This is a genomic window from Christiangramia forsetii KT0803 (assembly GCF_000060345.1).
In the GTDB taxonomy this organism is placed as follows: Bacteria; Bacteroidota; Bacteroidia; order Flavobacteriales; family Flavobacteriaceae; genus Christiangramia; species Christiangramia forsetii.
In genome coordinates this window covers 2,078,101-2,091,672 of sequence record NC_008571.1, presented here as the reverse complement: position 1 = coordinate 2,091,672, position 13,572 = coordinate 2,078,101, and the positions used below count along the sequence as shown (strand labels likewise).

At 35.6% G+C, this 13,572-nt stretch carries 11 protein-coding genes; 9 read left to right on the top strand and 2 right to left on the bottom strand.

What is annotated here, in order from left to right:
- Positions 1 to 8 precede the first annotated feature (8 nt).
- Positions 9 to 413 (top strand): response regulator, encoded by a 405-nt coding sequence (locus GFO_RS09295; protein WP_011709851.1) that lies wholly within the window; start codon positions 9 to 11, stop codon positions 411 to 413.
- Here GFO_RS09295 and GFO_RS09290 read toward each other — a convergent pair.
- Together GFO_RS09290 and GFO_RS09285 are read right to left on the bottom strand one after the other, a co-directional pair.
- Positions 382 to 1,494: an endonuclease/exonuclease/phosphatase family protein gene (locus GFO_RS09290; RefSeq protein WP_011709850.1), complete on the bottom strand. Its 1,113-nt coding sequence runs from the start codon at positions 1,492 to 1,494 to the stop codon at positions 382 to 384. The genes GFO_RS09295 and GFO_RS09290 overlap by 32 nt on opposite strands.
- A gap of 15 nt (positions 1,495 to 1,509) precedes the next feature.
- A complete protein-coding gene (locus GFO_RS09285) occupies positions 1,510 to 2,331 on the bottom strand; it encodes a phosphatase PAP2 family protein (protein ID WP_011709849.1) in 822 nt (273 codons plus the stop codon).
- Between the two features lie 164 nt (positions 2,332 to 2,495).
- On the opposite strand from GFO_RS09285, the gene GFO_RS09280 reads away from it, so the two are divergent.
- The 8 genes from GFO_RS09280 to thrC all read left to right on the top strand — a co-directional run bounded on the left by GFO_RS09280 (position 2,496) and on the right by thrC (position 13,517).
- Positions 2,496 to 3,626 (top strand): vWA domain-containing protein, encoded by a 1,131-nt coding sequence (locus GFO_RS09280; RefSeq protein WP_011709848.1) that lies wholly within the window; start codon positions 2,496 to 2,498, stop codon positions 3,624 to 3,626.
- An 11-nt stretch (positions 3,627 to 3,637) separates the two neighbouring features.
- Positions 3,638 to 5,101 (top strand): AAA family ATPase, encoded by a 1,464-nt coding sequence (locus GFO_RS09275; protein ID WP_011709847.1) that lies wholly within the window; start codon positions 3,638 to 3,640, stop codon positions 5,099 to 5,101.
- A 244-nt stretch (positions 5,102 to 5,345) separates the two neighbouring features.
- Positions 5,346 to 6,389 (top strand): flavin monoamine oxidase family protein, encoded by a 1,044-nt coding sequence (locus GFO_RS09270; RefSeq protein WP_011709846.1) that lies wholly within the window; start codon positions 5,346 to 5,348, stop codon positions 6,387 to 6,389.
- A gap of 592 nt (positions 6,390 to 6,981) precedes the next feature.
- Positions 6,982 to 7,437 carry a KTSC domain-containing protein gene (locus GFO_RS09265; RefSeq protein ID WP_011709845.1) on the top strand — a complete coding sequence of 152 codons (456 nt, stop codon included), beginning with the start codon at positions 6,982 to 6,984 and terminating at the stop codon, positions 7,435 to 7,437.
- Positions 7,438 to 7,469: 32 nt separating this feature from the next.
- Complete coding sequence (locus tag GFO_RS09260) at positions 7,470 to 8,348, top strand: DMT family transporter (RefSeq protein WP_011709844.1); 879 nt, start codon at positions 7,470 to 7,472, stop codon at positions 8,346 to 8,348.
- 506 nt (positions 8,349 to 8,854) lie between these two features.
- Positions 8,855 to 11,302, top strand: a complete 2,448-nt coding sequence (gene thrA, locus GFO_RS09255) for a bifunctional aspartate kinase/homoserine dehydrogenase I (protein ID WP_011709842.1) — start codon at positions 8,855 to 8,857, stop codon at positions 11,300 to 11,302.
- Between the two features lie 2 nt (positions 11,303 to 11,304).
- Positions 11,305 to 12,225 carry a homoserine kinase gene (locus GFO_RS09250; protein WP_011709841.1) on the top strand — a complete coding sequence of 307 codons (921 nt, stop codon included), beginning with the start codon at positions 11,305 to 11,307 and terminating at the stop codon, positions 12,223 to 12,225.
- Positions 12,222 to 13,517, top strand: a complete 1,296-nt coding sequence (thrC, locus tag GFO_RS09245; RefSeq protein ID WP_011709840.1) for a threonine synthase — start codon at positions 12,222 to 12,224, stop codon at positions 13,515 to 13,517. The genes GFO_RS09250 and thrC overlap by 4 nt, the downstream gene beginning before the upstream one ends.
- Positions 13,518 to 13,572 lie beyond the last annotated feature (55 nt).

The window sequence follows — 13,572 nt, the reverse complement described above, 5'->3', positions numbered from 1 at the left end:
CCCTACCTATGTTACGAACATTAATTATTGATGACGATGAAATTGTTAGATTTCTTCAACAAAAAATGGTCACTAAGTGCGAATTGGATCCCGATCCATATGTTTTTAAAGAAGCACAGAAAGCTTTAGACTTCCTAGAAAATGATTCAGATAAAGAAATAGATTATTTAATTATGCTGGATATTAATATGCCGGGCATGACCGGGTGGGATTTTCTCAATAAACTAAAACTAGTTAGTGATAATGAAAGGTTTCATGTGGTTATGGTGACTTCGTCTATAGATAGAAAAGATAAAAGAGACGCTGCCGAAGATCCACATGTCGTAGATTTTATAGAAAAACCGGTTTCAGCAAGACATTGTTCTAAATTAAAAGGTATTGCTAAGTTGTCAGCCTATTTTGAGGAGAGTTGAGATCTAGCCTCTGTCTAATAGGGTCTGCATTTTTAATTTTTTCTTCAGCCCATTCTTTTTCTTCTTCATCTGCTTCGTCAGTATCTTCATTGATCACTTCAGCAGATGGTTCATAATTGAGCTTTATATACATAGGAAAATGATCTGAACCTACATTTTTTTCTCTGGCAATATCTACTAAAGTAAAGTCTTTGGTATGAAAAACATGATCTAAGGGCCATCTTAATAGGAAATACTTAGAATGGAATGTATTAAAAAATCCTCTTCCAATCCTTGGATCCATAAGTCCGCTTAATTTTTGAAAAAGCCTTGTAGTTCTGGACCAGGCGACATCATTAAGATCTCCAAAAACAAGAATAGAATCCTTTTCCACATCCACATCCCTTCCTAACATCAATAATTCGGCATCTCGATTGGTAGACGTATCACTTTCGGTTGGACTCGGAGGCATAGGGTGTAGACAGTGAAACCTTACTTTCTTACCGTTTCTAAGAATTACGAAGCCGTGAATAGAGGGAATATCTTCCTGAACAAGATATCTTACTTTTACCTCCTTCAATTCTAATTTTGAATAGAGATGCATACCGTAAAGATTATCTTTCGGTATTTTCACAGTATTCTTATAATCTTTTTCTAAAACTGAAAGTTCGTCCTCCCATCTTTTATCGCTTTCTAAAGTTAAAAGAATGTCAGGCTTCTTTTCATTTACAAGAGAAATAAGTTTATCACTTCTCTTATTAGGAGTAAGAACGTTACTCACAAGTATTGAAATCGTTGCCTGGGGGTCTGAACCTTTAAATGCCAGGACCTGTTTTCTTGAAATATAGGTATATGGAAATATTTTTTTGAACTGATATAGCAGACTTAAACTTAAAGCTCCAACCGCAATGAACTGCCATGTTTTTTCAAAATCGTAGAAAAATGCTGAACTGGTGATAACACAAATAATAAGGAAACTTATTTGTATCCTGGGGAAATCAAAACCTCTTATCCACCATTGGTCAAATCTAGTAAGCGATGCTAGCGTGGGAATGCACATCAAAACCGAAAAGAATAACAAAATTATTTCTCCAATTGTCATAGGAATTATCCTTTTTTAAAAGGTGTAGTTAAAACCAATACCTTTAGTATCTATACCGGTTCCCATCACATTAGTATCCACCGTTGGATATACATCCAATCTCTCATTTCCGATTTTATGAATTTCAGGCACGAAGATACCACAAGCTGCACCAATTCCAAAGCCAATTAAATTATCTGTGAGGAAATGTTTTCCGGCTTTCGTTCTTAAATAACCCACATATGCCGGTACCGCTACTGCTCCTGCCCAAACAAAGGGTACAGCAGAAGATTCTGGATTAAAATCCTGAAAAACCTTTGCCGTAAAAAATGTGGCTGCTGCAGTTGCAGCTGTATGACCTGCAAAGAAAGATCGCTGTGCATCAGAGTCTAATCTTTCTTCTATTGATAAATTTTTATTGTAAACTAATGGGCGGCTCTTTTCAATATTACCAGCCGTAAGAGTGAATAAAGCACCCGTGGTAGCCATAGTTTCTACAAACATTACCGAGATCTGTCCGAAATTATTTCTTTCATTTTCTCCTAAAAGAAACAATAAAGGCGTGGCAAATGAGGCATAGAATGGAATATAGCTAAGTTCATCGGCATTTTTAGAAAAATTTCCTATAGCATTTCGATTAATTCCCCAAATTTCATCCCTATTTAGATCATCAAGTTCAGCTTTGGTTAGATTAGGTTTATTCTGAATTGAGAGAACCCCTAAAACATTAAGGCCTACAGATCCAGTAATCCAGGCTCCGTCTTTCCATAATTCAGTCTTATAAGGAGAAACATTTTCCTGTGCAGTATGACTAAAGGAGATTAAACCAATAAATAATATATATAAATATTTCGTCATCTATTTTTTTTTCAAATCTCTTATATCCTTCGATAAAGGAGAAGTAATTAAGAAAAGTATAACAAGAAGCCCATATGAATCAAAATGTTTCCATTAACAAAAGTTTAGTTTGTGTTTAGATAAGTTGTTTTTACTTTCTGCTTGAAAAGAATTATTTTTAGGATATGAAAAGGAAAGCAGATAAGGAGATAAGAGGTTTTATATTTGATAAATATGACGCGCCTGAAATTTCTCCTTTTGATAAGTTATTCGAGATCTTTAAAGAGATCATTACACATACATCTGGCGATCTCGACGAAGCGATGGATTGGCTAAAACAGCTTGATGAAGAATATAAATTGACCGATGATGATTATACCCTGGATGATTTCGTAGAAGACTTAAAGAAGAAAGGATATATTAAGGAAGAAATGGATCAGGAAGGAAGTGGCAGTATGGCTATTACTGCCAAAACCGAAAGGGCCATTCGTCAGCAAGCATTGGAGCAAATTTTCGGAAAATTAAAGAAAGGTTCTTCGGGAAATCATAGAACAAACCAAATAGGTCGCGGAGATGAGCATACCGGAGATTTTAGGGCATACCAGTTTGGAGATTCTTTAAGCCGAATTTCGGTAACAGAAAGTTTAAAAAATGCTCAAATAAATCACGGGATTGGAGAATTCAGTATGTCTGAAGATGATCTGGTTGTAGAAGAAACTCATTACAAATCTCAGATGAGTACGGTGTTAATGATAGACATCAGTCACAGTATGATCTTATACGGTGAAGATAGAATTACACCCGCGAAAAAGGTAGCGATGGCACTTTCAGAATTAATCACCACCCGTTATCCTAAAGATACGCTGGATATTCTTGTTTTCGGAAATGATGCCTGGCCAATATCTATCGCAGAATTACCTTACTTAAAAGTAGGTCCATATCATACCAATACCGTGGCCGGTTTAGAATTAGCGATGGACCTTTTACGTCGTAAACGAAATACCAACAAGCAAATATTTATGATTACCGATGGGAAACCCAGCTGTATTAGAGAAAGGGATGGTAGTTATTATAAAAATAGTATGGGTTTGGATCCATATGTAGTAGATAAATGCTATAATATGGCAAGGCAGGCAAGAAAAGTCCGTATTCCCATAACCACATTTATGATAGCGCAGGATCCTTACCTCACAAGATTTGTTCAGGAGTTTACTGCAGCAAATCAGGGAAAAGCGTTTTATACAGGTCTAAAAGGGCTGGGTGAAATGATCTTTGAAGATTATGAGATCAACAGAAAGAAAAGAATTAGAGGCTAAGAAATAATTATATGAATAAAGAAAAAATAAAGAATCTTGGAGAGCTGAAAGAAGCTGGATACAAAAGCAAAAGTATCAAAGATGAACTTCGGGATAATCTTAAGCAAAAAATAAGAAATAAAGAAAATGCTTTTAAGGGAATTCATGGATACGATTATACCGTAATCCCAGAATTGGAAAGAGCTATTCTTTCAAGACATAATATTAATCTGCTGGGTTTACGAGGCCAGGCTAAAACGAGACTTGCCAGGTTAATGGTACAGCTTTTAGATGAATGGATGCCGGTTGTGGAAGGTTCAGAAATTAATGATGATCCTTTACAACCAATTAGTAGATATGCCAGGGAGCTTATTAATGAGAAAGGGGCTAAAACCCCAATTTCTTGGATACATAGGGATGAGCGTTTTTTTGAGAAATTAGCAACTCCAGATGTCACTGTTGCCGACCTGATCGGAGATGTAGACCCTATTAAAGCAGCCAATTTAAAGTTGAGTTATGCTGATGATAGGGTGATTCACTTCGGAATGATTCCACGTGCAAATAGAAGTATTTTTGTGATCAATGAATTGCCAGATCTTCAGGCAAGAATTCAGGTAGCACTTTTCAATATATTACAGGAAGGTGATATTCAAATTAGAGGTTTTAAACTGAGACTGCCCTTGGATATGCAATTTATTTTCACTGCGAATCCTGAAGATTACACCAACAGGGGAAGCATTGTGACTCCGCTGAAAGACAGGATTGGTTCACAGATTTTAACTCATTATCCGGAAGATATTGCCACTGCAAAGATCATTACCACTCAGGAAGCTCAACTGGATGAAAGACAAAAGGAATTTGTGCACGTTCCCGATATTGCCAGGGATCTATTGGAGCAGATTAGTTTTGAAGCACGAGACAGCGAATTTATAGATCATAAAAGTGGCGTTAGTGCGAGAATGAGCATTACAGCTTTTGAAAATTTATTAAGTACTGCGGAAAGGAGAGCCATTAGAAATGATGAAGAAAAAACCTTATTACGATTTGGGGATTTTCTTGGGGTGATCCCATCGATAACCGGAAAGGTTGAATTGGTTTATGAAGGAGAGCAGGAGGGAGCAGCTTTTGTTGCCCAGCAACTTATAGGAGATTCGGTAAAAACACTTTTTCCAGATTACTTCCCTGCGATTGAAAAGCTTCAGAAACCAGACGAAACTACACCTTATGATGACCTCGTGGAATGGTTTTTTGAAAGTTCAGGATTTGAATTACCTGATGATCTTACAGATGCTGAATATAAAGCAGAATTAGATTCCATAGAACCTCTAAATAAGCTGATAGAGAAATATCAGCCGGAAGTTAAAGATGAAGATAAATACTTCATAAAAGAATTTCTGCTTTGGGCGTTGGTAGAATATAAGAAGTTAAGCAAAAAGAGATTTTCAAAAGGGCTTCAATTCAAAGATCTTTATGGAAGCTATATTAGCGGACTTTAAAATCTATTTTTTAATCATTTGGGTATCCGTTGAAATGAAGATATACTTTTGTCTCCCTGAGCGCAGTAGAAGGGCTAAGAAACTATTTTCGTCAGCGCTTGATGTCACATTTTAGACATAGACTTTATATATCCAGGAATATTTACGGATTTAAATGAAATTAACTCCATAAAATAAAAATAACTGAAAGCGCAGTATATAATATTGCGCTTTTTCTTTAGATCATACTTGAAAAGTAAAGAGCATGAAAGTGAAAAAAGTAAAATTTCTTATCATAGGGGCGGGACTTAGCGGCCTGATTACTGCCAATGAATTACGGGAAAATGGAGAGGAAGATTTTATAATCCTGGAAGCAAGGAGTAGAACAGGTGGAAGAATTCTTACAAAAGAAGGGATAGATCTCGGGGCAACCTGGTTTCAGAAACAACATGTGTATACCAGCGAAGTATTAAGTAAATATAACCTGGATTATTTTGAGCAATTTAGTAAGGGAAAAAGTGTTTTGGTTTATAACAGCATGGCTCCGGCTCATTTATTTGAGAGTGATCCTAATGCTCCAGGTGCAAAAAGAATTTCTGGCGGGAGTGATTCTTTGATTCAAGCTCTAAGTAATCCTGTTGCGGCAAACTTGGAATTGGAATCTCCCGTAACCCATATCAAAATGCAGGATAATTTCTTAGAGGTAATGGTGCAAGGAGAAAGTTATCATGCAGAAAAAGTAATTATTTGTTTACCTCCTAAAATTGCTGAAAATATAGAGTACACTCCACCGCTGCCTGATAATTTGAAGGAGGTTATGCAAAAAACACATACCTGGATGAGCAATGCAATTAAAGTTGGGATTACCTATCCGGAAGCATTCTGGAAAAAGAAAGGATTGTCCGGGACTATTATTGGTCAAATTGGGCCGGTTATAGAATTATATGATCATTGTAATGCAGCTGAAAATGAATATAGTTTGATGGGTTTTGTAAATGAAGGTTTGCGCGAGGAAACAGCAGCTCATAGAAAAGAACGAATTCTAGCCTATTTAGAACAGCATTTAGGGCCTGAAGCTAGAAACTATAAAAATTATATAGAAAAAGACTGGGCGAAAGAAGAATATACCTCGGGGAAATCCTTGAAATCAGTTTATATGAGTCCTCAATACGGAAATTCTATTTTTAAAAAATCTTTCTTGGATGGGAGACTTTATTTTTCAGGAACTGAAACATCTCCCCTATATGGAGGTTACTTAGAAGGAGCCATCTATAGCGGATTAAATACCGCAAAAAAGATCTTATCTTAAAAATAAAAATCATCAATATCTGCATATCCGGTTTTTATCCTAAAAGTTATTCCGTCTCCTTGAAACCTGAGATGAAAATTTCTATCTGGCATAGACAATTGACGTATAATTTTTCTAGCAAATTTATCTTTTCAATAACTTCTTTTTTGCAAGTGTAGTGCTTCCCGCGGCGTAAAATTTTTGAAGCCTTGGAGAAAATTTAGCTGGGGAAGTACGATTTTAATTATGTGGCAACATAATTAAAAACACCTACAAAAAAGTGTCCTTTTTTTGGTTCGTTTTTTTGGACAAGCAAAAAAATGAACAATCTTAAAAACCAAACAAATCATCATCGACCTAAGGGAGATTTTTTTAAATCCACGAAAAAAGGTCAATGCTAATCTATTTTAAGGTCTCAAGTTACTGTTATGTTTACTAGTGTTCTGAGATTTTGAAACAAGTTCAGAATGACGTTCTTTCTCAATTATAGGTCACATTCCGGATATTCAATTCATCAATATGTTAGCGCCTTAAATCTGATTAATATCCTAATTGAAGAAATGGTTTTTATCAGATAAAAAGGAGTAATTTCGCGGCTTATAAAAATTGAATTATGAAGCGCGTTAATAAATACAAGAAGTTATTTAGTGTGGAAGATAAAATTGATCTGAAACAGCTTAAAACTAATTATAGAAACCTGGTTAAACAATGGCATCCAGATAAATTCCAGGAAGGGGAAGAAAGCCATATCCAGGCTGAAATTAAAAGCAAAGAAATAATTGATGGCTATCATTTCTTAGTTAGTATTGCGCCAGAAACTAAAGCTGAAAATTTAGAGGCCTATACTAAAACTATTTCCGAAAGTGGAATTTATGATTTTCAGCATAAGGGGAATGTTCTGGAAGTTTCATTTTTAGATGGAACTACCTACGAGTATTTCGGAGTAAACAAAGCGCTTTATATTAAATTGATCAATTCTCCAAAACAAAATCGCTTTGCTAAAAGGAACATTTTTAATTCCTTTTTGTATAGAAAATCTAAGAAGGATATGGAGCTTCAGGCGGTATAGATTAGTTGGTCTAAAGTAATAAGCGCTGGAATATGGAGAAAAAAGCGATTTATGCGGTAATTTTATGTGCTATACTCGCAGGTAATAATGGTTTGTTGATCAAGTCAATGAATAGCATGTCTACCGGTGGGATAGCCTGGTTCAGAACTGGAATTCCTGTATTGTTTTTAATCCCATTTTTGATAAAGGATAAAGAATTCCATTTTAGAGGGAATACAAAAAAAATGTTTTTGGCTTCTTTTATCAATGCCATTAGAATGTATTTATATCTTCTAGCTTTCATATACACCTCTATTGGCAATGCGGTGGTCCTTTTTTATACATACCCGTTATTTGTGACGGCAATAGAGTATCTTTTTTTCAAACAGAAGTTGCAAAAAGCGCAAACCGGATTTTTAGTTCTTGCATTTATTGGTATTGTAATAACCTATTTAGGGAAACCTTTTAGTTTTGCTTCTAATGATTTTATTGGAATGTTATCTGCCATTGGCGCTTCTATAGGATACGCGGTTACCGTAATTCTCTTTAAATCTGAAACTCCAAATTATAGTAAGAATCAGCTTATTTTTTATCAAAACTTAATTGGCGCACTGGTCTTTGTTCCTTTTCTGGCATTTTTACCGGATGTGGAATTACCACAAATCGGGGTTGGAATTTTGTATGGATTGCTCATAGGAATCGTTGTGTTTAAACTGTTCTTTTATGGCCTTAAAGAATTAACCGCTGCTACAGCTACTACTTTAATGTATCTGGAAGTCGTGAGTGCAATCGTTCTGGGATATTTTGTTTTAGATGAAAAATTGAGCTGGAATATTTTAGCTGGAGGTAGTCTAATTCTTATTAGTAGTTTCTTTATATCTAAACTGAATAGAAAAAAGGTGCAGGAATCTTTAAGTACGTCCGCTTCCTGACTTTTGGAAATTTTAAAACAGCAATAAAATTCCTGACATGGTAAACATATCAAGAAATATAGACTTCAATAGACTTTCATTTAATTTTTGAATATATTTTTTCAAGGGAAATTAGCTAGAATAAAATTCAGCAATTAACATATTGGATCACCTTTATTTCGTGCTATTCGCCTTAGTGTTCATTTGCAAATAATTAAAAATCAACCCGATAATTTACATTATCGGGTTTTTTATGGACTCATTTTATCAATCTCGTAATTCTCAACTTCATTTTAATAAAAAGTTTTGCTCCTAGGATTATTTGAATACCTTTAAATAAGATTTCGAGGAAAAACTGTGAAAAAACTTCAAAAAAATATCAATATTATTACCGGAAGAATTTCTTTCCGCTGTATTACTATTGATATTACCATGACTGGTATTACCCCTTGTGGGGTCCTTGATATATAACTTTCGTCCGTACACCTGTATCTTTAATTTATTAATTTTTAAAAATAATTTCAGTTATGCATATCCTGAAATTTGGCGGTTCATCCCTAGCCACTCCTGAACGTATAAAACTAGTAGCCAAAACTATCCAGAAACATCTAGAAAATGATACTGTTGTAAGTGTCTTTTCTGCATTTGGAGGAGTTACAAACGACCTTTTATTAATGGCTGAATTGGCCGAAAAAGAAGATGACTCCTATAAAGCGATTCTGGCAAAAAATGAGAAGAGACATTTTGAAGCAGTAAAAGAGCTCATTCCGGTTACTGCTCAGAGTGCAATTTTGAGTAAAGTAAAAAATCAGTTTAATCGCCTTGAAACCCTGTATGAGGGAGTTTTTCTTTTAAATGAACTATCTGATAAAACAAAACATGTTATTTCAGGTTTCGGGGAAATTTTAAGTTCGCTGATAATTTCTGAATACTTCAAAAGCCTGAAAGTAGATAGTTTGTGGGTAGATTCTCGGGATCTTATCGTGTGCAAGAACGTAAACGAAAAAGTTCAGGTAAATTATACCAAAACCAACTTTAATCTTACCGAATTCTTTAAAAAGAATAAGTCCGAATTATTTATTGTTCCTGGATTTGTAGCGAAAAATGATTTGGGAGTTCCAAGTACATTGGGACGTGGAGGATCAGATTTTACCGCTGCAATTATTGCCGGAGCATTGGAAGTTGATCAGGTTTTAATTTATACCGATGTAAATGGCATGTTTACCGCAAACCCGAATTTGGTTCCGCAGGCTTATGCGTTAAAAAACATCTCTTATGAAGAGGCCATGGAACTTTCTCATTTTGGAGCAAAAGTGCTATATCCACCTACGTTACAACCATTACTGGATAAGAATATTGAAATATATATAAAAAATACTTTTGAACCAGATAACCCGGGAACCCTAATTTCAAAGTCAAGCGAAAGAAATTTTAGATGGGTTACCGGAATTACTCATATAGATTCGATTAAACTTTTGAATATAGAAGGAAGTGGAATGGTTGGTATTCCGGGCTTTTCCAAAAGATTCTTTGAGATCCTTTTTCAGGAAAATATCAATGTAGTTTTAATTACCCAGGCATCTTCAGAACACAGTATCTGTATTGCAGTAAAAGATGATGAAGCTGAAAAAGCTAAGGAAGCCCTGGACGAAGCATTTGAAGTTGAGATAGGCTATAAAAAGATCAAACCTGTAGAAATTGAAGATAATGTCTCAATTATCGCACTGGTTGGAGACCGTATGAAAAGCCATCATGGTCTTAGCGGAAAAATGTTTAGTGCCCTCGGTAACAATAATATCAATATTAGGGCGATTGCTCAGGGTTCTTCTGAAAGGAATATCTCTGCCGTAATTTCTAAAAAAGATGTAGTGAAAGCGCTGAATACGCTTCATGAACAATTCTTTGAGGTGCCTTCAAAAGAATTGAATTTATTTATTACCGGAGTTGGGAATGTAGGTGGAAAATTATTAGATCAACTTAAAAAGCAGGAACAGTATCTTCTTGATAAGCTTAGGTTAAAGGTTAGAGTTTTAGGGCTTTCCAATTCAAGAAAAATGCTTTTTGATGAAGATGGAATAGATTTACAAAACTGGGAAGGAAATCTGGCTCAGGCAGAAACAGCCGATAAGCAAAAATTCTTTGATAAAGTAAAAGAGCTGAATCTCCGGAATAGTATTTTTGTAGATAATACTGCGAGTCCTGATATATCAGGTTGGTATAAAGATTATCTGGCAAACTCAATTTCAGTGGTTACCTGTAATAAGATTGCCTGTGCCGATGCTTTTGAGAACTATCAAAATCTGCAAAATTTAACCAGGGAGTATGGCGCTTCTTTTTTATATGAGACGAATGTTGGAGCGGGATTGCCTATCATTGATACGTTACAGAACCTTGTTGCATCCGGTGATAGAATTACAAAAATTCAAGCAGTACTGTCTGGAAGTTTAAATTTTGTTTTTAATAATTATGACGGTTCAGAACCATTTTATAAAGTGGTTGAAACAGCAATGAAAGAAGGTTTTACAGAACCTGATCCTAAAATAGACCTTAGCGGAGTAGATGTTGCGCGTAAAATTTTAATCCTGGCTCGTGAAAGTGGTTTACAACTTGAGCTGGAAGATATTGAAAGAGATGATTTTCTGTCTCAGAAAAGTCTTAATTCTGAAAGCAATGAGAAATTCTTTGAGTTATTAAAACAGGATGAAGCAGAATTTAAAAAGATGTATCAAAATGCTGAAAATAATAAATCTGAATTAAAATATGTAGCGCAGTTAGAAGATGGTAAAGCAAAGGTTGGACTGCAGGAAGTTGGTGCTCAGCATCCATTTGCAAATCTTAGCGGAAGCGATAATATTGTGCTGTTTTTTACAGAAAGATATCCTGAACAACCACTTATTGTAAAAGGAGCCGGAGCTGGGGCTGAAGTTACCGCTTCGGGAATATTTGCAGATATCATCAGAATCGGAAAAAAATAGCTATGGAAGAATTAAAAATTTTTGCACCGGCTACGGTAGCTAATCTCTCCTGCGGTTTTGATGTTTTAGGTTGTTGCCTGGATTCTGTAGGCGATGAAATGCTTATTAAAAAGAATGATCTTAATGAGGTTCGCATAACAAAGATTACCGGTCAGGATTTGCCATTGGAAACAAATCTAAATGTAGCTGGAGTTGCCGTAAAAGCACTGCTTAAGAAACTGGATTCAAATCAGGGATTTGATATTGAAATTTCAAAAAGGATCAAACCCGGAAGTGGTATAGGCAGTAGCGCTGCAAGTTCTGCCGGAGCTGTTTTCGCTGTAAATAAGTTGCTGGAAGAACCTTATAAAGTCAAAGAACTTATTCCTTTTGCCATGCAGGGAGAACTGCTTGCCAGTGGTAACGCTCATGCAGATAATGTCGCACCGGCATTGTTAGGGGGATTCAGTCTTGTAAGAAGTTATTGTCCTTTAGAAGTTTTGAGCCTGCCTGTACCTCCAGATTTGAGAGTGGTGGTGCTACATCCTATGATAGAAATCAAAACAAAAGATTCACGATCTATTATCAAACAAAACGTAAGTCTGAAATCTGCGATTAATCAATGGGGCAATCTGGGCGCTTTGGTTAGCGCACTTTATACCGAAGATTATGAATTGCTGGGAAGAAGTCTTCAGGATGAAATTGTAGAACCGGTACGATCTATTTTAATACCTTATTTTCAGGAGCTTGATAAACTGGTAGCTGAAAATGGAGCTTTGGGATTCGGAATTTCAGGTTCTGGTCCTTCAGTATATGCATTGTGTAAAGGAGATGAGAATGCCCAAAAAGTAAAAAATGCTATTGAAGTATTCTATTCCGATAAAAACATAGATTTTGACCTGCATTTATCATCGATCAATAAACAAGGAGTGAAAATATTATGAACTATTTCAGCTTAAATAACAGGGAGCATACCAGTAATTTTGAAAATGCCGTGGTTCGCGGATTGGCTCCGGACAAGGGACTTTATTTCCCGGATAAGATTAAAAAACTTCCTGCCTCTTTTTTTCAAAATATTGGAAATCTGGATAGAACTGAGATTTCCTTTGAAGCAATTAAAGCATACGTAGGTGATGAAATTCCAGATTCAGCGTTAATAGATATTATTAACGAAACGGTAGATTTTGAATTTCCGATTGTTGATGTAAAAAAGAATATTGGAAGCCTGGAACTTTTTCATGGACCTACCCTTGCATTTAAAGACGTAGGAGCCAGGTTTATGGCGGGTAGTTTAGGGTATTTTATCAAAAAAGGGAACCTGGGAAAAATCACTGTTTTGGTGGCTACTTCAGGAGATACCGGTGGAGCAGTAGCTAACGGATTTCTTGGTATTGAAGGAATAGATGTGGTCATACTGTACCCAAAAGCTAAGGTGAGTGAAATTCAGGAAAAACAGCTTACAACTTTAGGTCAAAATATTACGGCTCTGGAAGTTGATGGTAATTTTGATGATTGCCAGGCGATGGTAAAAAAAGCTTTTCTTGATTCTGAAATTACAGATCATAGAAAACTTACCTCGGCGAATTCTATTAATGTGGCGAGATGGCTACCGCAAATGTTCTATTACTTTTTTGCTTATAAACAGTTGAAGGAAATAGACAAAAAATTAGTGTTTTCGGTTCCAAGCGGGAATTTCGGTAATATCTGTGCTGGCTTGCTAGCTCGGGAGATGGGATTACCCATAGATCATTTTGTCGCTTCAAACAACGCCAATGATACCGTTACCAATTATCTGGAAACTGAAGAGTATAATCCGAAACCTAGTGTGCAAACTATCTCCAATGCTATGGATGTAGGAGATCCTAGTAACTTTGTTAGAGTTCTTAAATTATTTAAGGACAAACATGCTAATCTAAAAGAACATTTTTCGGCATATAGTTTTGATGATGAGAAAACGAAACAAGCTATTAAAGAGGTGTATTCAGAAACAAAGTATGTGATGGATCCTCATGGTGCGGTTGGTTATCTTGGATTGAAAAAATTCCTGGAAAGTAATCCTGAATATCACGGTACTTTCCTTGAGACTGCACATCCGGTGAAGTTTTTAGAAACTGTAGAAGCTGCCATTAAGAAAAAGGTAGAGATTCCAGATTCTATTAAAGGCTTAATGGATAAACAAAAAAAATCCCTTCAAATCAGCAATTATGATGAGCTGAAAAATTATCTTCTACAATAGAATAAAGCTGTCTCAAAAGTTTGAAATACGTCATCCTGAATTTATTTCAGGATCT

Bases quoted from the DNA above. Each gene is read 5' to 3' on its own strand.
- GFO_RS09295 (WP_011709851.1), top strand. From the start codon at position 9: ATGTTACGAACATTAATTATTGATGACGATGAAATTGTTAGATTTCTT.
- GFO_RS09290 (WP_011709850.1), bottom strand. From the start codon at position 1,494: ATGACAATTGGAGAAATAATTTTGTTATTCTTTTCGGTTTTGATGTGC.
- GFO_RS09285 (WP_011709849.1), bottom strand. From the start codon at position 2,331: ATGACGAAATATTTATATATATTATTTATTGGTTTAATCTCCTTTAGT.
- GFO_RS09280 (WP_011709848.1), top strand. From the start codon at position 2,496: ATGAAAAGGAAAGCAGATAAGGAGATAAGAGGTTTTATATTTGATAAA.
- GFO_RS09275 (WP_011709847.1), top strand. From the start codon at position 3,638: ATGAATAAAGAAAAAATAAAGAATCTTGGAGAGCTGAAAGAAGCTGGA.
- GFO_RS09270 (WP_011709846.1), top strand. From the start codon at position 5,346: ATGAAAGTGAAAAAAGTAAAATTTCTTATCATAGGGGCGGGACTTAGC.
- GFO_RS09265 (WP_011709845.1), top strand. From the start codon at position 6,982: ATGAAGCGCGTTAATAAATACAAGAAGTTATTTAGTGTGGAAGATAAA.
- GFO_RS09260 (WP_011709844.1), top strand. From the start codon at position 7,470: ATGGAGAAAAAAGCGATTTATGCGGTAATTTTATGTGCTATACTCGCA.
- thrA (WP_011709842.1), top strand. From the start codon at position 8,855: ATGCATATCCTGAAATTTGGCGGTTCATCCCTAGCCACTCCTGAACGT.
- GFO_RS09250 (WP_011709841.1), top strand. From the start codon at position 11,305: ATGGAAGAATTAAAAATTTTTGCACCGGCTACGGTAGCTAATCTCTCC.
- thrC (WP_011709840.1), top strand. From the start codon at position 12,222: ATGAACTATTTCAGCTTAAATAACAGGGAGCATACCAGTAATTTTGAA.